Annotated in this window: 20 protein-coding genes; 11 read left to right on the forward strand and 9 right to left on the reverse strand. The window is 36.4% G+C overall.

Annotated elements, in window-relative coordinates:
- The first annotated feature begins 75 nt into the window (after positions 1-75).
- From metK to BW946_RS06860, 5 genes are all read left to right on the forward strand, one after another.
- Positions 76-1,356, forward strand: a complete 1,281-nt coding sequence (gene metK / locus BW946_RS06840; protein WP_076595454.1) for a methionine adenosyltransferase — start codon at positions 76-78, stop codon at positions 1,354-1,356.
- A gap of 85 nt (positions 1,357-1,441) precedes the next feature.
- Complete coding sequence (locus BW946_RS06845) at positions 1,442-1,933, forward strand: hypothetical protein (protein WP_076595455.1); 492 nt, start codon at positions 1,442-1,444, stop codon at positions 1,931-1,933.
- 195 nt (positions 1,934-2,128) lie between these two features.
- Entirely contained in the window at positions 2,129-2,719 is a 591-nt protein-coding gene (locus tag BW946_RS06850; protein ID WP_076595456.1) for an RNA polymerase sigma factor, read from the forward strand.
- Positions 2,720-2,921: 202 nt separating this feature from the next.
- Positions 2,922-3,617: a YjjG family noncanonical pyrimidine nucleotidase gene (locus tag BW946_RS06855; protein ID WP_076595457.1), complete on the forward strand. Its 696-nt coding sequence runs from the start codon at positions 2,922-2,924 to the stop codon at positions 3,615-3,617.
- A gap of 213 nt (positions 3,618-3,830) precedes the next feature.
- Positions 3,831-4,280: a PepSY-like domain-containing protein gene (locus BW946_RS06860; protein WP_076595458.1), complete on the forward strand. Its 450-nt coding sequence runs from the start codon at positions 3,831-3,833 to the stop codon at positions 4,278-4,280.
- Positions 4,281-4,449: 169 nt separating this feature from the next.
- Here BW946_RS06860 and BW946_RS21350 read toward each other — a convergent pair whose 3' ends face one another.
- Entirely contained in the window at positions 4,450-4,620 is a 171-nt protein-coding gene (locus tag BW946_RS21350; protein WP_168801920.1) for a hypothetical protein, read from the reverse strand.
- A 47-nt stretch (positions 4,621-4,667) separates the two neighbouring features.
- On the opposite strand from BW946_RS21350, the gene BW946_RS06870 reads away from it, so the two are divergent.
- Together BW946_RS06870 and BW946_RS06875 are read left to right on the forward strand one after the other, a co-directional pair.
- On the forward strand, positions 4,668-5,339 hold the full coding sequence (locus BW946_RS06870; RefSeq protein ID WP_076595460.1) for a response regulator transcription factor: 672 nt from the start codon (positions 4,668-4,670) through the stop codon (positions 5,337-5,339).
- On the forward strand, positions 5,339-6,625 hold the full coding sequence (locus BW946_RS06875) for a sensor histidine kinase (RefSeq protein ID WP_076595461.1): 1,287 nt from the start codon (positions 5,339-5,341) through the stop codon (positions 6,623-6,625). The genes BW946_RS06870 and BW946_RS06875 overlap by 1 nt, the downstream gene beginning before the upstream one ends.
- Before the next feature lie 179 nt (positions 6,626-6,804).
- Here the strand turns inward: BW946_RS06875 and trpS are convergent, their stop codons facing one another.
- The 7 genes from trpS to ileS all read right to left on the reverse strand — a co-directional run bounded on the left by trpS (position 6,805) and on the right by ileS (position 13,732).
- Positions 6,805-7,773, reverse strand: coding sequence for a tryptophan--tRNA ligase (gene trpS, locus BW946_RS06880; protein WP_076595462.1), 969 nt, complete (start codon positions 7,771-7,773; stop codon positions 6,805-6,807).
- A gap of 287 nt (positions 7,774-8,060) precedes the next feature.
- On the reverse strand, positions 8,061-8,705 hold the full coding sequence (locus tag BW946_RS06885) for a SanA/YdcF family protein (protein WP_076595463.1): 645 nt from the start codon (positions 8,703-8,705) through the stop codon (positions 8,061-8,063).
- A gap of 15 nt (positions 8,706-8,720) precedes the next feature.
- Positions 8,721-9,362, reverse strand: coding sequence for a lipoprotein signal peptidase (locus tag BW946_RS06890; protein WP_076595464.1), 642 nt, complete (start codon positions 9,360-9,362; stop codon positions 8,721-8,723).
- Positions 9,362-9,556, reverse strand: a complete 195-nt coding sequence (locus BW946_RS06895) for a DUF2683 family protein (RefSeq protein WP_076595465.1) — start codon at positions 9,554-9,556, stop codon at positions 9,362-9,364. The genes BW946_RS06890 and BW946_RS06895 overlap by 1 nt, the downstream gene beginning before the upstream one ends.
- A gap of 17 nt (positions 9,557-9,573) precedes the next feature.
- Entirely contained in the window at positions 9,574-9,819 is a 246-nt protein-coding gene (locus BW946_RS06900; RefSeq protein ID WP_076595466.1) for a DUF6576 domain-containing protein, read from the reverse strand.
- 78 nt (positions 9,820-9,897) lie between these two features.
- Entirely contained in the window at positions 9,898-10,278 is a 381-nt protein-coding gene (locus BW946_RS06905; RefSeq protein ID WP_002983772.1) for a TraR/DksA family transcriptional regulator, read from the reverse strand.
- A gap of 58 nt (positions 10,279-10,336) precedes the next feature.
- On the reverse strand, positions 10,337-13,732 hold the full coding sequence (gene ileS / locus BW946_RS06910; protein ID WP_076595467.1) for an isoleucine--tRNA ligase: 3,396 nt from the start codon (positions 13,730-13,732) through the stop codon (positions 10,337-10,339).
- 396 nt (positions 13,733-14,128) lie between these two features.
- On the opposite strand from ileS, the gene BW946_RS06915 reads away from it, so the two are divergent.
- From BW946_RS06915 to BW946_RS06925, 3 genes are all read left to right on the forward strand, one after another.
- A complete protein-coding gene (locus BW946_RS06915) occupies positions 14,129-15,817 on the forward strand; it encodes a M23 family metallopeptidase (protein ID WP_076595468.1) in 1,689 nt (562 codons plus the stop codon).
- Positions 15,818-15,892: 75 nt separating this feature from the next.
- The gene (locus BW946_RS06920; RefSeq protein ID WP_076595469.1) at positions 15,893-17,185 is read left to right on the forward strand and encodes a flexirubin biosynthesis putative acyl-CoA ligase FlxY; all 1,293 of its coding nucleotides are present in this window, start codon (positions 15,893-15,895) and stop codon (positions 17,183-17,185) included.
- A gap of 242 nt (positions 17,186-17,427) precedes the next feature.
- Entirely contained in the window at positions 17,428-18,036 is a 609-nt protein-coding gene (locus tag BW946_RS06925) for a hypothetical protein (protein ID WP_076595470.1), read from the forward strand.
- A 31-nt stretch (positions 18,037-18,067) separates the two neighbouring features.
- Here BW946_RS06925 and BW946_RS06930 read toward each other — a convergent pair whose 3' ends face one another.
- Positions 18,068-19,324 (reverse strand): NAD(P)/FAD-dependent oxidoreductase, encoded by a 1,257-nt coding sequence (locus BW946_RS06930; protein ID WP_076595471.1) that lies wholly within the window; start codon positions 19,322-19,324, stop codon positions 18,068-18,070.
- A gap of 97 nt (positions 19,325-19,421) precedes the next feature.
- On the opposite strand from BW946_RS06930, the gene hutH reads away from it, so the two are divergent.
- Positions 19,422-20,942: a flexirubin biosynthesis tyrosine ammonia-lyase FlxA gene (gene hutH / locus BW946_RS06935; protein ID WP_076595472.1), complete on the forward strand. Its 1,521-nt coding sequence runs from the start codon at positions 19,422-19,424 to the stop codon at positions 20,940-20,942.
- The last annotated feature ends 66 nt before the right edge of the window (positions 20,943-21,008 follow it).

Consider the following 21,008-nt stretch of genomic DNA (forward strand, 5'->3'; position numbering starts at 1 on the left):
GTATTCTTTTTTCTGGGCAATTTCATTCATATTTTTCGCAAACACTATTTAAATCTTTAAAAACAAAAGAATTATATGTCTTATTTATTTACATCTGAATCAGTTTCAGAAGGACATCCGGATAAAATTGCCGATCAAATTTCCGATGCTTTAATCGACCATTTCTTAGCATATGATAAAGATTCAAAAGTAGCATGTGAAACTCTTGTAACGACCGGACAGGTGGTATTGGCAGGAGAAGTAAAATCAGATGCTTACCTTGATGTACAGACTATTGCCAGAGAAGTAATCAACGGAATCGGGTACACGAAAGGAGAGTATATGTTCAATGGAGATTCTTGCGGAGTTATTTCTGCGATCCATGAACAGTCGCCTGATATCAACCAAGGAGTTGACAGAGCGGTAAATGACGAGTCTTTCGAGGCTAAAGCAAATGCACAGGGAGCTGGAGACCAGGGAATGATGTTCGGGTATGCTACCAATGAGACGGCTAACTATATGCCTCTTGCATTGGATCTTGCCCACACGATTCTGAAAGAACTTTCTGCTATCAGAAGAGAAAATAAGGAGATTACTTATCTTCGTCCGGATGCAAAAAGCCAGGTAACCATTGAGTATTCTGATGATCACAAGCCTATCAGAATTGATTCTATTGTAGTTTCTACTCAACATGACGACTTTGGAAGCGAAGAAGAAATGCTGAATAAAATCCGTGAGGATATCAAAAATATTCTGGTTCCAAGAGTGGTTGCACAGCAAACTGAAGAAATCAAAGCCTTATTTAACGATCAGATCAAATATCACATCAATCCTACCGGGAAATTTGTAATCGGAGGACCTCACGGAGATACAGGTCTTACGGGTAGAAAAATCATCGTTGATACATACGGAGGTAAAGGAGCTCACGGTGGTGGTGCTTTCTCTGGAAAAGATCCTTCTAAAGTTGACAGAAGTGCTGCATATGCAACAAGACATATTGCTAAAAATTTAGTAGCTGCGGGAGTAGCGGATGAAGTTTTAGTGCAGGTTTCTTACGCCATTGGGGTAGCTGAACCTTGTGGTTTATATATCAATACTTACGGAACGGCAAAAGTGGATCTTCATGATGGGGATATTGCGAAAAAAGTTTCTGCTATTTTTGATTTAAGACCTTATGCTATCGAACAGAACTTAAAATTAAGAAACCCTATTTATCAGGAAACGGCTTCTTACGGACACATGGGTAAAGAGCATTATATAGCTGATAAAACTTTCAATAAAGGACATAAAAACGAACTTACATTGAAAGGTCTTGAATTTTTTACCTGGGAAAAACTTGACAAAGTAGAGGAGATTAAAACCGCTTTTGGAATTTAATTTCTCTTTAAACCATAATAAATGAACTGCTTTATCTCTGGATAAGGCAGTTTTTTTTAATTTTACACTTTAATAATATAGAAAGATGATGAATTTTCGGACTGTAGCTGCCGCCCTGTCACTGTTTGTACTAAGTACAGTAGCAAAAGCTCAATATACCATGCATAAAATGATTAGTGTGGGATATACTTACCAGAACCAGAGTTTCGGAGAAGTAGGAGGTAAATTGCTTTTTCTTAAAAATGATGACGTAATTTACAGATTGGGAGGTTCTGCAATGATGGGTTCTGTAGATTCTAAATTTGCTATTATGCCTAAACTGCAGGCAGATGTACTTCTTAATTTTGAAAAGAACGTGGATTTCTATCACTCATATTACTTTTTAGCCGGAGTGGAAGGAACCAATAAATATGTTGCCCCTAAGATAGGAGTTACTTTGTTCGGAATGCTGGATCTTACAGGTGGATATGCTTTTCCTATAGGAAACACCCGGCTGAACGGAAAAGAAATGAAAGGGCTTAATGTTAATTTTACATTAAATATTCCTACAGTCTTCATTCATGATATGTTTAAGTGATTTTTTTTAGATTTTTCTCTATAAAATTTAATAATAGGTTAACAGTTATTAAAAAATTATTATATTTACATCATAATAATTGTACTAACGCCTATAGAAGAGACTCTACTCTAGAACTGTTTTGTTTATACAGCAAAGGCCAGAAGAAATATCTGGTAGAATGTCTGTCTGCAAATATTTATATTGAGAAGAGTTATGAAATCAAAATCGGATAGTTTACTAATTTCCCTTTACCAAAAAGGAGACGAGGGTGCGTTGTCAACCCTTATTCATCGACATCAGAGAGAACTGTTTACATTCATTTTTTACAAAATTAATGATGAAGATTTGGCTAATGATATCTTTCAGGATACATTCATGAAGATTATTGTAATGCTAAAAGAAGGGCGCTATAACGAAGAAGGTAAATTTATTCTTTGGGCAAAAAGAATTTCTCATAATTTAATCATTGATCATTTCAGATCAAAAGCAAAGAATATCAAAGTTTCAGAAACTACTTTTGAAACAGATGAGTATTCTATTTTTGATTTGATCAGAGAGCCTTCAGAAAATATTGAAGATCAGCTGGTAACCAATCAGATCCAGGAAGATTTGCTGAGGATGTTACAGTTTTTACCACAAAACCAGCAGGAGGTAATTAAACTGAGATTTTTTGATGGTCTGAGTTTCAAAGAAATCGCAGATCATACAGAGATGAGCATTAATACAACTTTGGGCAGAGTAAGATATGCACTCATAAACCTGAGAAAAATCATGGATGACAACAACATAATATTAACCAGATAGATAATATTTACTGAAATTTCACGTTTTAAGGAAAACATACTTCGCTTATGAAAAAAAATGACTCCTTAAAAGTGAAAACTTTGAAACCTAAGAAACAAACCATTGATTTTTTGCTTAATTTTTCTAAAAGCCTTGAGGTTGTGAAAAGCAAGAGCAAAAATTATCCTATTACAAAAAATTAAAATTATTAACTTTGTGCTGTATGAAAATGCAGCACGTTTTTTTTGACCTGGATAATACACTCTGGGATCACCGCAGAAATGCCTATCTTACCATCAAAGATCTTTTTGAAAAACAGGAAATTACTTCAAAGTATCATATAGATTTTGAAGAGTTTCACTCTGTATATCACGATATCAACGAAGAGTTGTGGGAAAAGATCAGAGACGGTATTATCGGCAAAGAGTACCTGAGAGAACACCGTTTTTATGATTCATTTAAACATTTTGGAGTAGATGATAAAGAGCTTGCCCTTTATTTTGAAGAAAATTTCCTTGATAATATTGTGAGTTATAACGAATTGGTGGAAGGAGCTGAAGATGTTTTGGAATATCTGAAAGCTAAGAATTATACATTACATATTATTTCCAACGGATTTCAGGAAGTGACAGAAAGAAAATGTTCACTTTCCGGAATTGCCCCTTATTTTAAAACCATTACCAGTGCAGATGCTGTAGGAGTAAGAAAGCCTAATCCAAGAATTTTTGAATACTCACTAAGCCTTTCCGATGCAAAAAAGGAAGAAAGTATCCTGATTGGTGACGACTGGATTGCAGACGCCATGGGAGCTACGGATTTCGGAATGGATGCAATTTTCTTTGATGTATATAAAGAAGATAAGCAGAAAGAAGGTTTAAAAGCCATTACCCATCTTCAGCAGATTAAGGAATATTTATAAAATATTAGATTATAAAACCTGATAAAAAGCCACTAAGACCACCTTAGTGGCTTTTCTGTTTTCAATGCACTGCAGAAATCAATACAAGCATCTGCGATCATCTGTGTCAATCTGTGGTTAAATTAAATATTTTCCACCAAAATCATTTTTCCCAATTCTTTCCCAAATTGATCAGGAACTTTGCTCCATAATAATAACAGAAAATGTAATAGTATGAAAAATGCAAAGAAAATCACAGGAGTATTAATGATTATTTTTTTATTAATTGGAGGCTTAATTTCTGCGCAGGACAGAGCAATCCATGCTAATCAGTTACCCAAAACAGCTAAAAACTTTCTTGCAGCTCATTTTAAAGGTATCCCTGTAAACCCAGCCATCGAAGACAGGGAAATCTATGGAGTAGATGAGTACAAAGCATACCTTACTAATGGAATGAAAATAGAGTTCGACAGCAACGGAAACTGGAAGGAAGTAGACGGAAAGCATCAGAAAGTTCCTTACGGTTTCATCCCTGTATCCATAAGAAATTACAGCACAAAGAATTTTCCTAATACTTATATCATCAAGATCGAAAAGAAAAGATGGTCTTATAAAGCGGAACTTTCCAATGGATTGGAGCTTGAATTCGACAGAAATGGGAACTTTAAAAGAATCGATGATTAACACGTAACCGAATACAAACACTAAATATTAATAATATCGTCAACAGGAATTTGATAAACAGTAACGGAAGAAAGATTTCTTCTGATAAGATTTGAAAAAATATGGTGTCTTTTATGACAAAGTATCGCCCTGGTAGCGTAATTGATTCTATTGAGAAAAAATATAATGCCTATAAAATCAATCTGATGAATGGCTTATGCCTTGTTTTTGATGCGGATGGGCGTTTTGTTAAGTAAGGAAGCCGGAGGCTGGAAGAAGGAAGTGAATGAAACTGCATAGATTGATGTAGTGTGAAGAATTTCCAGCTTCCCTCTTCAATTCTTCCAGCTTTTAATTTCATATATTTGATATACATTAATGAAGTAGCAAAATATACAGATCCAGAATATGAAGATTTTAATAGTAGAAGATGAACCCGAACTGAAAGATACCGTACAGAAGTTCCTGGAAGCAGAACATTTCATTGTAGAATATGCGGAGAATTACAGTGGAGGGCTGGACAAAATTATTTCCTATGAATACGATTGCATTTTGCTGGATATTATGCTGCCTGACGGAAACGGAATAGATCTTCTGAGAGAGATCAAAAAAATGCATAAGAAAGACCCTGTAATCATTCTTTCAGCCAAAGACTCTGTGGACGATAAGGTGGCCGGACTGGAAATAGGAGCAGATGATTATCTTGCAAAACCTTTCCATCTTGCAGAACTGATGGCAAGAATCAAATCTGTGATCAGAAGAAAAAATCAGGATGGCGAAAACATCATCCGTTACAAAAATATCAGCATTGATCCGGAAAACAGAACAGTGAAAGTGGGGAATGATGAGCTTGTTCTTAACCGAAAAGAATATGACCTTCTGTATTATTTTGTCATTCATCCGGAGAAAACCTTACAGAAAACAACTTTGGCAGAAGCAATCTGGGGAGATTATATCGATCAGGCAGACAGTCTGGATTTTATTTATTCCCAGATCAAAAATCTTCGTAAAAAACTGAAAACCCTCAATGCAGAAGCAGATTTTCAGGCCGTATACGGAATAGGATATAAATTCATCTGATGAAAACCTCATTAAAATATTACACGATAAAATATCTGATCATGATCCTGCTGTTTATTATAGCAGTGTGGGCAGGTCTTTTTTATGCCTATATCCTGGATGAAGTGCATGATAATGTGGATGACGGTTTAAGAGATAGAAAAATTCAGATTATTAAAGCGGTTTATCTTAATCCCCAGCTGTTGAAGAATAATGAGTTTGGATTCAATGAATTTAAAATCAATCCTATCAAAGCTGCAGATTATCAAAACAAAAGCAGGCTCTACAATAAGATGTACTATATGGAGTATGATGACAAAGATCAGCCTTACCGGGTTCTTGAGGCCGACTTTATTGATCAGTTCAAAGGTCATCAGCGGCTTGTTATCAGAACATCAACGGTAGAAGAGGATGAATTGATTTACGATCTCACAACAGCCCTGATTGTGCTTTATATCCTTTTGGTGATAAGTATTGTAGCTGTTAACGGATATCTGCTTAATAAGGCTATGAGACCATTCTATCTGATTTTGGATAAGCTTAAGAAATATCAGTTTGGAATTCCTTTTTCTCAGGAAAAGCAGAATTATAAGATCACCGAATTTGAAGAATTAAATGTGGAAATCAATGAAATGATTGAACGTAATGAATTGGTTTTCTATCAGCAAAAACAGTTTATTGAAAACGCTTCTCATGAGCTTCAGACTCCTTTGGCTATCGTGATTAATAAAATTGATCTGATGATCCAGAATCACGATCTTGATAAAAATAATCTTATCTTCCTTACTGAAGTGAAGAATGATCTGAGAAGAATGGTAGGCTTAAACAAATCTTTATTAATGCTTTCCAAAATTGAAAACAGCCAGTTTAATAAAACCTCTGATGTTGATTTTAACGGGATGGTCGCTCAATTGGTTCAGAATTATGAAGATTTTATTGCCTTTAAAAAAGTAGAGGTCAATATTGTTGAGAAAGGAAAATTTGTCGCGGATTTCAATCAGGATCTTGCCGATATTTTATTGTCTAACCTTCTTAAAAATGCCGTAAAATACAACAACGAAGAAGGAACTCTGAACATTATCATTGAAAATAACAGAATCGCATTTCAAAACAGCGGAAATCCTGTGTCTTTAGATCAGTCAAGAATCTTTAACCGTTTTTATAAACAAGGATCAGATCATACCTCTACCGGATTGGGATTGTCTATCATTAAGACCATTATCAAACAATATCCTGGCTGGGATGTTAGTTATGAATATGGAGATCAGATGCATTACTTTATCCTGACAAAGAATAATACCCATTAAAAGTAACAATTTACATCAATAGAAAAGAGGCTGTCTCAAAAGTGTCATTCTGAACGAAATGAAATGTGGTGAAGAATCTCATATGTTTGGTTATCAATGAGATTCTTCCTTCGTCAGAATGACAAAAGCCAGATTGTTTGACTTTTGAGACAGCCTCTTCTTATGTTTAAAACTCAGAATTAAAATCCTAAGCTTGTTCTTACTCTTTTCAGCGTTTCCAGCGCGATAGTTCTTGTTTTTTCAGCTCCTTGCTGAAGTTTTGTCTCAAGTTCATCAAGATTGTTCATATAATAAGCAAACATTTCTCTTTCTTTCTCAAAACGTACAAGGATAAGATCTAAAAGTTCTTTCTTAGCATGCCCGTATCCGAAGTTTCCGGCAAGATATTTTGCTCTTAATTCTTCAGTCTGTTCAGGGGTAGCAATAAGCTGATAAATCTGGAACGTTTTATCCGTTTCAGGATCCTTGGGTTCCTCCAGGGATTTCGAATCAGACTCAATACTCATTACCTGTTTTTTCAGTTCCTTTTCAGGTAAGAAAATATTGATGATATTTCCTCTTGATTTAGACATTTTCTGCCCATCTGTTCCGGGAACATATTTCGTATCCTGCTGAAGTTCCGCTTGTGGTAATACAAGAACTTCTCCCATTTGGTTGTTAAACCTGGAAGCTACATCTCTTGCAATTTCCAGATGCTGAAGCTGATCCTTTCCTACAGGTACAATCTCTGCATCATACAGTAAAATATCTGCAGCCATCAGAATAGGGTAAGTAAACAAACCTGCATTCACATCCTGAAGTCTGTCTGCCTTATCTTTAAATGAATGAGCCAAGGTTAATCTTTGATAAGGAAAAAAACATGATAAATGCCAAGAAAGTTCACAGGTTTCAGCGATATCACTTTGTCTGTAGAAATATGTTTTTTCGGTATCTAATCCACAAGCAAGCCAAGCCGCAGCTATTTCGTAGGTATTTTGTCTTAAAGTCTGCGCGTCTTTAATCTGGGTAAGTGAATGAAGATTCGCAATAAATAAAAATGATTCGTTTCCTTCCTGCTTGGATAGTTCAATAGCAGGAATAATAGCTCCCAATAAGTTTCCAAGATGGGGTGTTCCGGTGGCTTGAATGCCGGTAAGAATTCTTGACATTGGTTTAAAATTTATATTTAAAAATTAATGAATAGCAAATTTACGAGGTTTGGCGGGAATAATGGATAAAAAAAGTAAAAAGTAAAAAGTAAAAAGTAAAAAGTAAAAAGGTTATTATTAAAATTCAATAGGGGTGGGCTATAATTCTGAGCGGAGCCGAAGAAAACCCGGCCAGCTTAAAATTCAACATCCATTCATTGGCTTCAGCCAAAACCTATCAATCCAAAATAATCAATCTGTTTTTTCTCAATCATCTGTGAAAATCTGCGCAATCCGTGATTAAAAAACTAAGGAATTGCAATCTTCTCTCCTCCAAATTTCGGTTCCACACCAAAAAGAAGATCCCAGTAGGCTTTAGCTTTTGCAAGGTACTCTCTCAAATTCGTCTTTAAGCCTGCATACTTATTCACATCCGCTGCATTATATCCAAAGGCTTCCATACCATTTTTTCTGGCCAGGAAAACAGCTCTTTCATTGTGGAATTTCTGAGAGATAATAATCAGCTTTGTCTGGCTGAAAATATCTTTTGCCCTCACCACAGAATCCAGCGTTCTGAATCCGGCATGGTCTAAAATAATTCTATCCTGTGGAATTCCCTTCTGCATCAATGCCAGCTGCATATCTTCAGGTTCATTATAATCTTTGGTACTGTTATCACCACTAACGATGATGTATTGTATTTTCCCGCTTTTGTATAAATCACTTGCAGCCTTAATTCTGTTGTAGAAATAAGCATTCGGAGTTCCATTGCTCAGAAGTTTCCCTGTTCCCAGTAATAATGCAGTCTTTGATTCCGGTACATCAGCAATAGTGTAGGAAACAAATGGTGCGCTGTCTTTTTTGATGCTGTAATTTGCCCAGGCAATAAAAATAATTCCTGCAACCAGAAGAAGCAGGAAAAATTTAAAAATATTTTTGATTATTTTTTTCATCCGAAAAATATATATTTAAAACTCCAGTCCGTTCGGGAATGCTTTTTTTCTGAATATTAATAAGAATGCCGCACCTACCGTGATCGCGGAATCGGCAACATTGAAAATATATTTGAAGAACTCAATATGTTTTCCTCCTATCAAAGGCCAGCTTTCAGGAACGTACCAGTCTACCACAGGGAAATGAAGCATATCTACTACACATCCTTTCATAAAGGTGGAATATCCGTGTCCAAAAGGAACAAGCTTGGAAATTCCGCCGTAGCCAATCCATCGGTCAGTGCTGGCGTCGTAAACAGTTCCGCTGTCGAAGATCATTCCATAGAACATGCCGTCAATAAGATTTCCGATAGCTCCGGCAAAAATGACAGCCATTGGAACTAAAAGATAATTAGATGCTCCTTCTTTCAGCCATTTTTTGAACATATAGATCATCCCTCCGATCAGGAAAAGTCTCAGGATTACCAGAAAATATTTTCCGATAATTCCTCCAAAGTGAAATCCATAGGCCATTCCCGGGTTTTCAACAAAAGTTTTGTTAAAGAAACCGTTGATGACAGGAATACTCTCATTCAGTTCAAAATGAGTTTTGATATAAATTTTTGAAGCCTGGTCAATGAACAACACTAAAAATGTTATTGCTAAGATCTTTTTCATTACTGTCCTTTAGGTTTTGAGGGCTTTGATGCCGGCTTTATATTATTGTTATCGCTTGCTTTCTTAACCACTTTCTGTCCATTGAATGAGCTTTTAACATGAGCTTTTTCAAATTTAATACCCATTTCCTTCAGAACAGTTTTCAGTGCACTCAGCTCCATAGAATTTTTAGGATGTACTATGATAGATTCCATTTCTTATATTTATTTTTTTACATTTTGGACAGTTCATCAAGTCTTTTCCTGTCTTTTTCAGACAGATCATTCACTCCGTTTTTGCCCATCTTACTCAAAAGTCTGTCGATTTCTTTCTCCCGTTCCCGTTTATCAGAATTGAATCGGTCATCAATAGTGTAATTCTTTTTCTGATCAGGGAAGAATCTGTTTTTGATCCATTCTTTGTTGAAAAATAATACAACTGCGGTGATGATGAGGCCCAAAATTAATAATTCGCTCATGGGTATACATTAAAAATTAGGTTTATAAAGTATCCGTAAATACGATATAAACCCAATGTTATTTTACAAACCTTACGGTTATTTTTGCATGTTTTTCGCTTCGATGCTCAGCGTAGCGTGAGGAACGGCTAAAAGTCTTTCCTTAGGAATCAGTTTTCCTGTTACTCTGCAAACACCATACGTTTTATTTTCAATTCTGATCAAAGCATTTTTAAGATCACGCACGAATTTTTCCTGTCTTCCTGCCAAAATAGAGTTCTGCTCTTTACTCAGCGTTTCAGCTCCTTCCTCAAAAGCTTTGAAAGTAGGAGAAGTATCATCTGTTCCGTTATTCTGGTCGTTGATAAAACTTTCTCTGATAAGCTGAAGATCTTTTTCTGCTTTTTCTATTTTTTCTTTAATGATCGCTTTAAATTCCTGTAAATCAGCATCGCTGTATCTTACTCTTTCGTCTGACATATTCTTTCTCTTTTTTAATAAAATTATGAAATGGAATTTGAAATATAATAACTATAGATTAATTTTTTTCAACATTTACCTTAAAATTAACCTCATCTATTTCGATTTCGTTAAAATTTGAAAGTGAAGATACAATTTCTATTTTATTTGACAAGACTTCGGAAGAAATATATTCCTCATTTTTCTTAATCTCATTCAGGAAAGGAGAACTTTCTTCCAATGTGATTGAAATTCTGTCTGTCAGTTCAAAGTCTTTATCTTTTCGCAGGTTTTGAATCCTGTTGATGAATTCTCTTGCGATACCTTCAGATTTTAATTCATCGGTTAACGTCAAATCTAATGCCACAGTTGTTTTTCCATCGGAAGTAACGGTCCATCCCGGGATATCTTTTGTAGAAATTTCCACATCCTCAAGGGTAATTTCATATCCCTGAACATCCAGTTTTCCTTCTTTTTCAAGAGCGGTAATCTGTTCTGCAGTAAGATTTGCAATCTCGGCACCCACCACTTTCATGTCTTTTCCTAGTTTAGGGCCAAGAGCTTTGAAGTTAGGTTTTATCTGTTTTACAATTAAGTGTGATGCTTCTTCCGCATTAATTAACTGTAATTCTTTCACGTTGACTTCCTGCTTGATTAAGTCTGCTACAGCAAGAATCTGTTCTTCTGCTTTAGCATCCAATACAGGAATCAATACTTTTTGTAACGGCTGGCGAACTTTTACATTTTCTTTCTTTCTCAACGAGAAAACCATACTTGTAATGTTCTGTGCCAAATGCGTTTTTTCCACCAGATCCTGATCAATTAAGCTTTCATCAGCTACCGGGAAGTCTGTAAGGTGTACAGATTCACAGTTTTCTTTTCCTGTTACTCTGTTCAAATCCTGATACAGCTGATCCATAAAGAACGGAGCAATAGGCGCAGATAATTTGGCTACTACTTCAAGACAAGTGTATAACGTCTGGTAAGCAGAGATCTTGTCATCAGAATAATCTCCTTTCCAGAAACGTCTTCTGCATAGTCTTACATACCAGTTACTCAGGTTGTCGTTTACAAATGTGCTGATTGCCCTTGCTACTCTTGTTGGCTCGTAATCCTCATAGAAAGCTTTTACTTCCTTGATCAGAAGATTAAGTTCAGAAAGGATCCATCTGTCGATTTCAGGACGGTTCTCCACTTCTTTTTCTGAATATTTGAAGCCATCCACATTCGCATATAGAGCAAAGAATGAATAGGTATTGTAAAGTGTTCCGAAGAACTTTCTTCTTACCTCGTCAATTCCTTCAATGTCAAACTTCAGGTTTTCCCATGGATTTGCGTTTGATATCATATACCAACGCGTTGCATCCGGTCCGTATACAGAAAGGGTTTCGAACGGATCGACAGCATTTCCTAAACGTTTTGACATCTTCTGTCCGTTCTTATCCAGAACAAGACCGTTACTCATTACATTTTTATAAGCAACAGAATCAAACACAGCCGTTCCGATAGCGTGAAGCGTATAGAACCATCCACGCGTCTGGTCTACACCCTCTGCGATGAAATCAGCAGGGAATGCTTTATTATTGTCGATTAATTCTTTGTTTTCGAAAGGATAATGCAACTGGGCATAAGGCATAGAACCTGAATCGAACCAAACGTCGATCAGGTCGCTTTCACGCTTCATTGCTTTTCCTGAATCAGAAACCAATACCACTTTGTCTACTACATTTTTGTGAAGATCCACAAGTTCGTAGTTAGACTCAGCCATATTCCCGATGATGAAACCTTTGAACGGGTTTTCAGTCATCAATCCAGCAGCAATTGATTTTTCGATTTCGTTGTATAATTCTTCTACAGAACCGATGATTTTTTCTTCTTTCAGATCCTCTGTTCTCCAGATTGGCAACGGAATACCCCAATATCTTGAACGGGAAAGATTCCAGTCGTTCACATTTTCCAGCCAGTTGGCAAAACGTCCTTCTCCGGTAGCTTTTGGCTTCCAGTTGACTTCTTTGTTTAAATTAACCAGTCTGTCTTTTACAGCGGTCATTTTCACAAACCATGAATCAAGCGGATAGTACAATACCGGCTTATCTGTTCTCCAGCAGTGTGGATAAGAGTGGACATATTTTTCTACTTTGAAAGCCTTGTTCTCCGTTTTCAATAAGATGGCAAGTTCTACATCCCATGATTTCTCAGGAGCAGTTCCTTCATCGTAGTATTCATTTTTGATATAAGTTCCGGAAAATACGGCAGGAACATTTTCTCCTTTGATGAATTTACCCTGTAAATCTACCAATGGTACAAGATTGTCATTTTCATCTTTTACCAACATTGGCGGGATCTCAGGCTGAGCCATTTTAGCTACTCTTGCATCATCAGCACCAAAAGTAGGAGCCGTGTGAACGATCCCTGTACCATCCTCAGTGGTTACGAAATCCCCTAAGATTACTCTGAATGCATTCTCAGGATTGTCGTTTGGCGTAAACCATGGAACTAATTGCTCATATCTTGTATCAACAAGCTTTTCTCCTGTGAATTCTTTGAGTATTCTGAAAGGAATTACTTTTGTTTCCGGAGTATAGTTGGCAAAATCTTCATCTGTACCTTCTGCATATTTTTTACCGAAAACCTTAGGTAAAAGAACGCTTGATAAAACTACTGTTACAGGTTCAAATGTATATTGATTGAAGGTTTTCACTACAACATATTCAATATCTCTGCCTACGGTAAGAGCCGTATTGGATGGAAGCGTCCATGGAGTTGTCGTCCATGCAAGGATATGAACATCCCCATCAACATCATTGAACAATGCTGAAGAGTCTTTCTTTACTTTAAACTGAGCTACAACCGTTGTGTCCGAAACATCACGATAAGTGCCGGGCTGATTCAGCTCGTGAGAAGAAAGTCCTGTTCCTGCTTTTGGTGAGTAAGGCTGGATCGTATACCCTTTGTACAACAGGTCTTTGCTGTACAACTGCTTCAATAACCACCAAACGGTTTCCATATATTTTGACTTGTACGTGATGTACGGATCATCAAGATCTACCCAATATCCGATTTTCTCCGTAAGGTTATTCCATACATCGGTATAACGCATTACCGCTTCACGGCAAGCTTTGTTATAGTCTTCAATAGAGATTTTTTTGCCAATATCTTCTTTCGTGATTCCTAATTCTTTTTCTACACCCAGTTCCACAGGAAGACCATGCGTATCCCAGCCTGCTTTACGGAAAACCTGCTTTCCGTTTTGCGTCTGGTAACGGCAGAAAATATCTTTCAATGCTCTTGCCATTACGTGGTGAATTCCAGGCATACCGTTTGCTGAAGGCGGACCTTCATAAAAAACAAACTCAGGATTTCCCTGACGAATCTCAACACTCTTATTGAAAGTTTTATTTTGTTTCCAAAATTCCGCTACATTCTCTGCTACGTCAATAAGGTTGAGGTTTTTGTATTCTTTAAATTGGCTCATTGTAAATATCTCAATATCGTTGATTAATTAAGTCTGCAAATTTACTAAAATTTGTCGGTTTATAATATATGTTTTATGTAGGTAATTTCTATTAAAAAGTTCAATTTCAGAAATATAAATGGGGAAGGTGAGAAAAAGTGAATGATGAATGGTTAATACGTGAATTTTTCTGGGTGTTTTTTATATAAAAATTTATGCAATTTATTCAATAAGAGTGGGCTATTATCCTGAGCATAGTTGAAGGAAGCCCATTTAAATAATAAAAATATATCCAATGGCTTTAGAGCCAAAACCTACAACATAATCATCTGTGAAAATCTGTGAAATCTGCGGTCAAAAAATAAGCATAACTTAAAAATTCGTATATTTAATTAGACGTATAAACCCAAATGCTGTATGAAAATCTTTTATCACCTGATGCTTTTTGTTTGTTTTATCAACACGGGCATTGTAGAAGCTCAAAATAATTATCCCCAGAATTATTTCAGGAATCCTCTCAATATTCCCATGCAGCTGGCAGCCAATTTTGGAGCTATCCGGACGAATCACTTTCATATGGGATTGGATCTGAGAACCAATAGCCAGGAGAATTTACCGGTTCTTGCAGCAGCAGACGGCTATGTAAGCAGAATAAAAGTAGAGCGCTACGGATTTGGAAATGCAGTGTACATTACTCATCCCAATGGCTATACAACGGTATATGCTCACCTGAACAAATATTTTAATGCACTTGATGAATATGTAAAGGAAAGACAATACAAAGACGAAAAATGGGAACAGGACATTACTTTTCAACCCGGACAGTTTCCGGTGGAAAAAGGACAGCAAATTGCGTTAAGTGGAAATACCGGAGGGTCTGCTGGGCCACATCTGCATTTCGAAATAAGAGATACCAAAACAGAGGAATGCCTTAATCCTTTACTTTTTGGCTTTGTTATTCCCGATAATATAGCGCCCATCATCAGCGGACTGTATTGGTATGACCGACGTTTCAGTACTTATGAACCAGGAGCGAATGGAATAGCAGTCAAAAAAGTAGGGAATGTTTATACTTCTAACCTCGTTCAGGTCAATTCTCCGGAAATAAGTTTGGGCATTAAAGCTGTAGATAAGGCCAATCAAGGGTTTAATCTGGGGATTTATAATGCAGAGTTATTAATGGATGGAAAGTTGATTTACAGTTTTAAAATTGATAAAGTACATTATGATGATACCCGTTACATCAACGGCTGTATAGACTATACTAAATTCATCAGGGATAAAACAGCAATTCAGCATCTTTCAGCTTTACCGGGAATGAAACTCAGGAATTACAGCCTTCCTGATTTAACAGGAATTATCCATCTTCAGGATGAAAATGTGCATACCATTGAAATTGTCCTGAAAGATGTCAAAGGAAACACAAGCCGGTTAACAACAAAACTTCAGTTAAGCAAGACCTCAGACAAAATATCTTCTACGCCAAAAACAATAATGGCTAGCGAAGCCAAAACCATTACCACAGAAAATACAGAGATTAATTTCAGCAAAAATGCAGTGTATGATGCCATAAATTTCAATGCCTATGAAAGACCTGATATAGATCCGAATGCGGTTTCAAATACAATTGTTTTGCATAGTCCATACATTCCTGTTCAGGATGAATATACTTTGAAAATAAAGTCAAATAGAAAATTAACGAGCACGGAAAAAGATAAAGCTGTTATTCTTCTTGACTATGGCAGTGATAAGAATGTAGTCAAGGTGAAATGGAATGGTGATTGGGCAGAAGGGAAATTCAACAGATTGGGTAGCGCAAAACTCTTAATAGACAATAACCTGCCATCTGTTTCATCAGCTTGGAAAGAAGGAGCATTGGTTAATAGCAGTTCATTGCTTTTAAAAGGAACAACGAAAGCAGGAGACATTATTTCATTCCGTGCCGAACTGGATGGGAAATGGCTGCGCTTTGCCCGTGTAAAAGATAATTTTGTCTACATTTTTGATGAAAAATGTCCTAAAGGAAGCGGTTCTCATACTTTAAAAGTAACCACAGTCAATACAGCAGGAAATACCAATACACAAACCTTTACATTTCAGAGATAATTCATCTTTTAATACTTGAATCTTTAAATCTTTTCATTTTAATTAAATAAATTTGCCTTTTAAAAATTAAAATCATTGGAATTTCATCCGTCAATTGAGAAAGCAGGGGTTCAGGAAATCAAACTATTTCAGGAAGAAAAACTTCATGAGCTTTTGACTTATCTTGAAACTCATTCCCCTTTTTATCAGAAACTGTTCAGAGAAAATAATATCAATATTGCTGACATTCGTACGTTGGAAGATCTTCAGAAGATTCCTACCACCACAAAGAATGATCTTCAGCAGTATAACCATGATTTTTTCTGCATAACACCGGATAAAATTGTGGATTACAGTACCACCTCCGGAACATTGGGAGATCCGGTTACTTTTGGATTGTCTGACAGTGATCTTGAAAGACTGGCGTACAATGAAGCAATCTCTTTTGCCTGTGCAGGAATTCAGAAAGGTGATGTTGTGCAGATGATTACCACCATAGATAAAAGGTTTATGGCTGGGCTTGCTTATTTTCTTGGTTTAAGAAAAATGGGGGCAAGCGTGGTGAGAATGGGACCGGGAATTCCTGAACTGCAGTGGGATTCTATTTTCAGATACAAACCAAAATATCTGATTACCGTACCTTCTTTTCTGCTGAAAATGATTGATTTTGCCGAAAAACAGGGATTGGATTATAAAAACTCCAGCGTTTACGGGGCTGTGTGTATCGGAGAAAGTATCAAAAATCAGGATTTTACAGATAATATTCTTTCCCAGAAGATCAAGGAGAAGTGGGATATCCAACTCTTTTCTACCTATGCGTCTACCGAAATGAGTACCGCTTTTACAGAGTGTGAATTTCAAATCGGAGGACATCACCATCCGGAACTCATCATTACAGAAATTCTTGATGATGAAGGAAATCCGGTAAAAGAAGGAAAAAGTGGTGAACTGACGATTACAACATTGGGAGTAGAAGCGATTCCTTTGTTGAGATTTAAAACCGGAGATCTTGTAAAAGCTCACTATGAGCCGTGCCAGTGTGGAAGAAATACGATGAGGTTAGGACCTGTAGTAGGAAGAAAACAACAGATGATCAAATACAAAGGAACAACGCTTTATCCACCTGCAATGAACGATATTCTGAATGATTTCAACAAAATCTTATGTTATCAGATCATTATCCAGGCTAACGAAATCGGGCTTGACGAAATTATCATTAAACTGAGTACAGAAGAAGAGCACGACAGCTTTGTGAATGAAGTAAGAGATCATTTTCGTGCAAAATTAAGAGTAAGCCCGAAAATTGAAATCGTAGATTTTGATATTTTGTCTAAAACGGTTTTTAATCCCAACAGCAGAAAGCCAATAACTTTTATTGATTTAAGATAAAGTTAAATGTAAATGAGAGTAAAAATTCGCTTTTTATAATACCTTTAAAGACTTAATAAAAAAACTGATATCTTATGAAAAAACTATTGTTGCTATTCTTTGTAGCAATGGCAATTGCAACTTTTGCTCAAAATCAGATTAACTTTGAACAGGGAAATTTTGATTTTTTTAGACCGTTTTTTATAGTCAATTATTAATAAAAGTAAATATCTTTAAGTACTTAAATAGCAAAGCTAATATCTATGAAAAAAATATTATTACTGACATTTCTGATCATGATGACAATGGCTTTCGGACAGGGGAAAATGGAGCTTGTTTCAGGAGATTTCCAGGCTTTAAAAGATCAGAAAGAAGTGAATATTGAGTTTAGATTTGATAATGTATTGTTTATGAAAGAAAACTTTACAGAAGCTCAATATCTCGAAAACAGAAAAGAAGATGTTCTAGCTAACCCGAAAAGAGGAAAAGAAGGATGGAAACAATGGATCGGAGAATGGGAACGATATAAAAAAGAAGAGTATATCAACTATTTTGCAAAAGGTTTAGGCAAATACTATAAAGACGTTATATTCAAAAAGGATGGTTCTGCTCAATATACCTTAATTGTAGATACAAAATGGCTTTTCCCGGGATGGCATGGCGGAATGATCGTGATGGAAGCACAATTAAGTGGAAATATAAAACTGGTGGAAGCCGGTAATCCTTCGGTGGTTTTGGCTGAAGTACAGCTGAATAAATTTGATAAATTTATTCAAAGCAAGGAAGAAGTTATGGAATATGGAAGAATCGCCACAGTATATGAATCAGCGGGAAGATATCTGGGAAGAGAAATTAAAAAATCTATGAAATAACAAAAACGGTCTGAAAATTCAGACCGTTTTTCTATGCTTGATTTTGCTGTTCCTGTTTTTCTAGCTTGATCAGGTTCGCAAGATTTTTAATCACCGTATCATGCTTTTTAACAAAAGGATTGTCTTTATTCCAGACATATCCGGCTAAGACTGCACAGATCTTTTTCTTTACATCGGGATTTTCCGGCTGATGGAAAAATAACTCCTGAAGATTTCCGGTATACCATTCTTTTACATAGGTGGTGAAAACATCCACTCCATATAAGATATAATCTGAGTATTCCTTCTGCCAGTCAATTTTTTCTCCGTTTAGTTGTCTTAACGCCAATTTTGCGGCCAGCATTCCGGATTCTGTGGCAAAAGCCATTCCTGAAGAGAAAACCGGATCAAGGAATTCTGAAGCATTCCCTGTTAAAGCAAATCCGTCCCCGAATAAACTTTTCACCGAACATGAATAATCTTTCAGATGTTTAGGCTCAAAAAGGAAATCTACATCCCCAAAACGTTTTACATAATAATCAGAAAGAGAAATCGCCTTTCTTAAAGCTTCTGCAGCATCTCCGTTTTCAGATAATTTGTCAATATATTCAGTAGGACCTACAATTCCTACACTGGTATTTCCATTGGAAAAAGGAATTACCCAAAGCCATACTTCTGTTTCAATGATGTCAAAAGAAATTAAAGTCCCTTCTTCTCCCGGTGCTCTGTTGATATCGTTTACATGAGAGAAAATCGCAGAGTGAGGGGAAAGTTTTGAAGGTTTTTCCAAATCAAGCAGACGAGGTAATACTCTTCCGTAGCCGCTGGAATCAATCACAAACTTAGCATGGATCTCTTTCGTTTTCCCATCTTTATTTCTTACCTTAGTCACAGAATTTGTTCCGTCAAATTGAATGTCAATAACTTCGGTTTCAAATTCAAGATCAATCCCTTTATTAATGACCTCCTGAGCAAGAGTATTATCAAAATCAGCTCTCGGAACCTGCCAGGTCCAGTCCCAGCCCTCTCCGAATTTGTTGCTGAAATCAAAAATGCAGACTTCATCGCCGTGAAGGAAACGTGCTCCCAGCTTTTTTTCAAAGCCCATTTTGTCTAATGCAGGGAAAAGTCCTGCCTCATCAAAGTGGTCCATTACTCTGGGAATTAAGCTTTCTCCAACTACCAGTCTTGGGAATTGTGTCTTTTCGACTACTTTTACGCTGACGTTATTGTTCTTCAGGTACGAAGAAGACACGCATCCGGAAGGTCCGGCTCCGATTACAAGAACGTCAACAAATTCTTTGCTCATCTTTGATTTTTTATTTTAATAATAACTTTTATCTTTGCCGCAAAATTAGTGACAAATAATTATATTTTACAAAATTATCAACTATTACTTTTAATTGATGAAAATAAATAACTTTTTAGAACTGAAAGACTTTCAAAAAATTATCATTGAGAATGAAAAAATAGAACTGGATGAATCACTTTTGTCAAGAGTGGATAAAAGTTTTCAGTTTTTAAAAGAGTTTTCAAAAAATAAAGTAATATATGGTGTGAATACCGGTTTTGGGCCAATGGCTCAGTTTAAAATCAGTGATGAAGATACACACCAGCTTCAGTACAACCTTATCAGAAGCCATTCTTCAGGAATCGGAAACCCTTTGCCTGCAGAAGAAGTAAAAGCATGTATGCTGGCAAGACTGAATACCTTGTCACTAGGGAATTCGGGAGTGCATCAATCTGTTATTTATTTGCTTCAGGAACTGATCAACAGAAATATTACTCCGTTGATCTTTGAGCATGGGGGAGTAGGAGCAAGCGGTGACCTTGTTCAGCTGGCTCATCTTGCTTTGGTATTGATTGGAGAAGGAGAAGTATTTTATAAAGGAGAAAGAAAATCTACCAAAGACGTTTTTGAAACAGAAGGATTAGAGCCGATAAAAGTAGAGATCCGTGAAGGGCTTGCTTTGATGAACGGAACTTCCGTGATGTCAGGAATCGGTATTGTGAATGCTTACAAAGCCAATCAGCTTACAGATATTTCCCTAAGACTTTCTTGTGCCATCAATGAAATTGTACAGGCTTATGATGATCACTTGTCAGAAGCACTGAACGGAACGAAAAAACATTACGGTCAGCAGAAAGTGGCAGAAAGAATGCGTGCTCATCTGGCAGACAGTAAACTGATCAGAAAAAGAGAAGACCACCTTTATACCCACTTCGAAGAACAGGAAAAAGTATTCAAGGAAAAAGTTCAGGAATATTATTCTTTAAGATGCGTGCCTCAGATTTTAGGTCCGGTATTGGATACGTTGGAATATACAGAGAAAGTTCTTGAAAATGAGATTAATTCAGCGAATGATAACCCGATTATCAATGTTGAAGACCAACATGTTTATCACGGAGGAAACTTTCATGGCGATTATATCTCTCTGGAAATGGACAAGCTTAAGATTGTAGTAACCAAACTGACCATGCTTGCAGAAAGACAGCTTAATTATCTTTTGAATTCGAAAATCAATGAAATTTTGCCTCCTTTTGTGAACTTAGGTAAATTAGGTTTCAATTTCGGGATGCAGGGTGTACAGTTTACAGCAACTTCTACCACTGCGGAAAGCCAGATGTTGTCAAACCCTATGTATGTTCACAGTATTCCAAACAATAACGATAACCAGGATATCGTTAGTATGGGAACAAACGCTGCGGTGATCTGCAGAAAAGTAATTGAAAATGCCTTTGAGGTATTGTCCATTGAAGCTATTACGATCATCCAGGCTGTTGAATATCTTGGATTTCAGGATAAGGTTTCATCATCTACGAAAGAACTGTATGATGAAATCAGAAAAATTATTCCTGCATTCTCAGACGATATGGTTATGTATCCGTATCTGGAGGAAGTAAAGAAATACCTGAAAGGAATGTAACTATTGCCTGCTATGGATTGTCTTCTAAGAAAGGGATAGCATAAAATTAAAAAACTAAAACGATAT

Origin of the sequence: Chryseobacterium sp. RU33C (assembly GCF_900156015.1) — a bacterium.
GTDB lineage: Bacteria > Bacteroidota > Bacteroidia > Flavobacteriales > Weeksellaceae > Chryseobacterium > Chryseobacterium candidae.

Bases quoted from the DNA above. Each gene is read 5' to 3' on its own strand.
- metK (WP_076595454.1), top strand. From the start codon at position 76: ATGTCTTATTTATTTACATCTGAATCAGTTTCAGAAGGACATCCGGAT.
- BW946_RS06845 (WP_076595455.1), top strand. From the start codon at position 1,442: ATGATGAATTTTCGGACTGTAGCTGCCGCCCTGTCACTGTTTGTACTA.
- BW946_RS06850 (WP_076595456.1), top strand. From the start codon at position 2,129: ATGAAATCAAAATCGGATAGTTTACTAATTTCCCTTTACCAAAAAGGA.
- BW946_RS06855 (WP_076595457.1), top strand. From the start codon at position 2,922: ATGAAAATGCAGCACGTTTTTTTTGACCTGGATAATACACTCTGGGAT.
- BW946_RS06860 (WP_076595458.1), top strand. From the start codon at position 3,831: ATGAAAAATGCAAAGAAAATCACAGGAGTATTAATGATTATTTTTTTA.
- BW946_RS21350 (WP_168801920.1), bottom strand. From the start codon at position 4,620: ATGAAATTAAAAGCTGGAAGAATTGAAGAGGGAAGCTGGAAATTCTTC.
- BW946_RS06870 (WP_076595460.1), top strand. From the start codon at position 4,668: ATGAAGATTTTAATAGTAGAAGATGAACCCGAACTGAAAGATACCGTA.
- BW946_RS06875 (WP_076595461.1), top strand. From the start codon at position 5,339: ATGAAAACCTCATTAAAATATTACACGATAAAATATCTGATCATGATC.
- trpS (WP_076595462.1), bottom strand. From the start codon at position 7,773: ATGTCAAGAATTCTTACCGGCATTCAAGCCACCGGAACACCCCATCTT.
- BW946_RS06885 (WP_076595463.1), bottom strand. From the start codon at position 8,705: ATGAAAAAAATAATCAAAAATATTTTTAAATTTTTCCTGCTTCTTCTG.
- BW946_RS06890 (WP_076595464.1), bottom strand. From the start codon at position 9,362: ATGAAAAAGATCTTAGCAATAACATTTTTAGTGTTGTTCATTGACCAG.
- BW946_RS06895 (WP_076595465.1), bottom strand. From the start codon at position 9,556: ATGGAATCTATCATAGTACATCCTAAAAATTCTATGGAGCTGAGTGCA.
- BW946_RS06900 (WP_076595466.1), bottom strand. From the start codon at position 9,819: ATGAGCGAATTATTAATTTTGGGCCTCATCATCACCGCAGTTGTATTA.
- BW946_RS06905 (WP_002983772.1), bottom strand. From the start codon at position 10,278: ATGTCAGACGAAAGAGTAAGATACAGCGATGCTGATTTACAGGAATTT.
- ileS (WP_076595467.1), bottom strand. From the start codon at position 13,732: ATGAGCCAATTTAAAGAATACAAAAACCTCAACCTTATTGACGTAGCA.
- BW946_RS06915 (WP_076595468.1), top strand. From the start codon at position 14,129: ATGAAAATCTTTTATCACCTGATGCTTTTTGTTTGTTTTATCAACACG.
- BW946_RS06925 (WP_076595470.1), top strand. From the start codon at position 17,428: ATGAAAAAAATATTATTACTGACATTTCTGATCATGATGACAATGGCT.
- BW946_RS06930 (WP_076595471.1), bottom strand. From the start codon at position 19,324: ATGAGCAAAGAATTTGTTGACGTTCTTGTAATCGGAGCCGGACCTTCC.
- hutH (WP_076595472.1), top strand. From the start codon at position 19,422: ATGAAAATAAATAACTTTTTAGAACTGAAAGACTTTCAAAAAATTATC.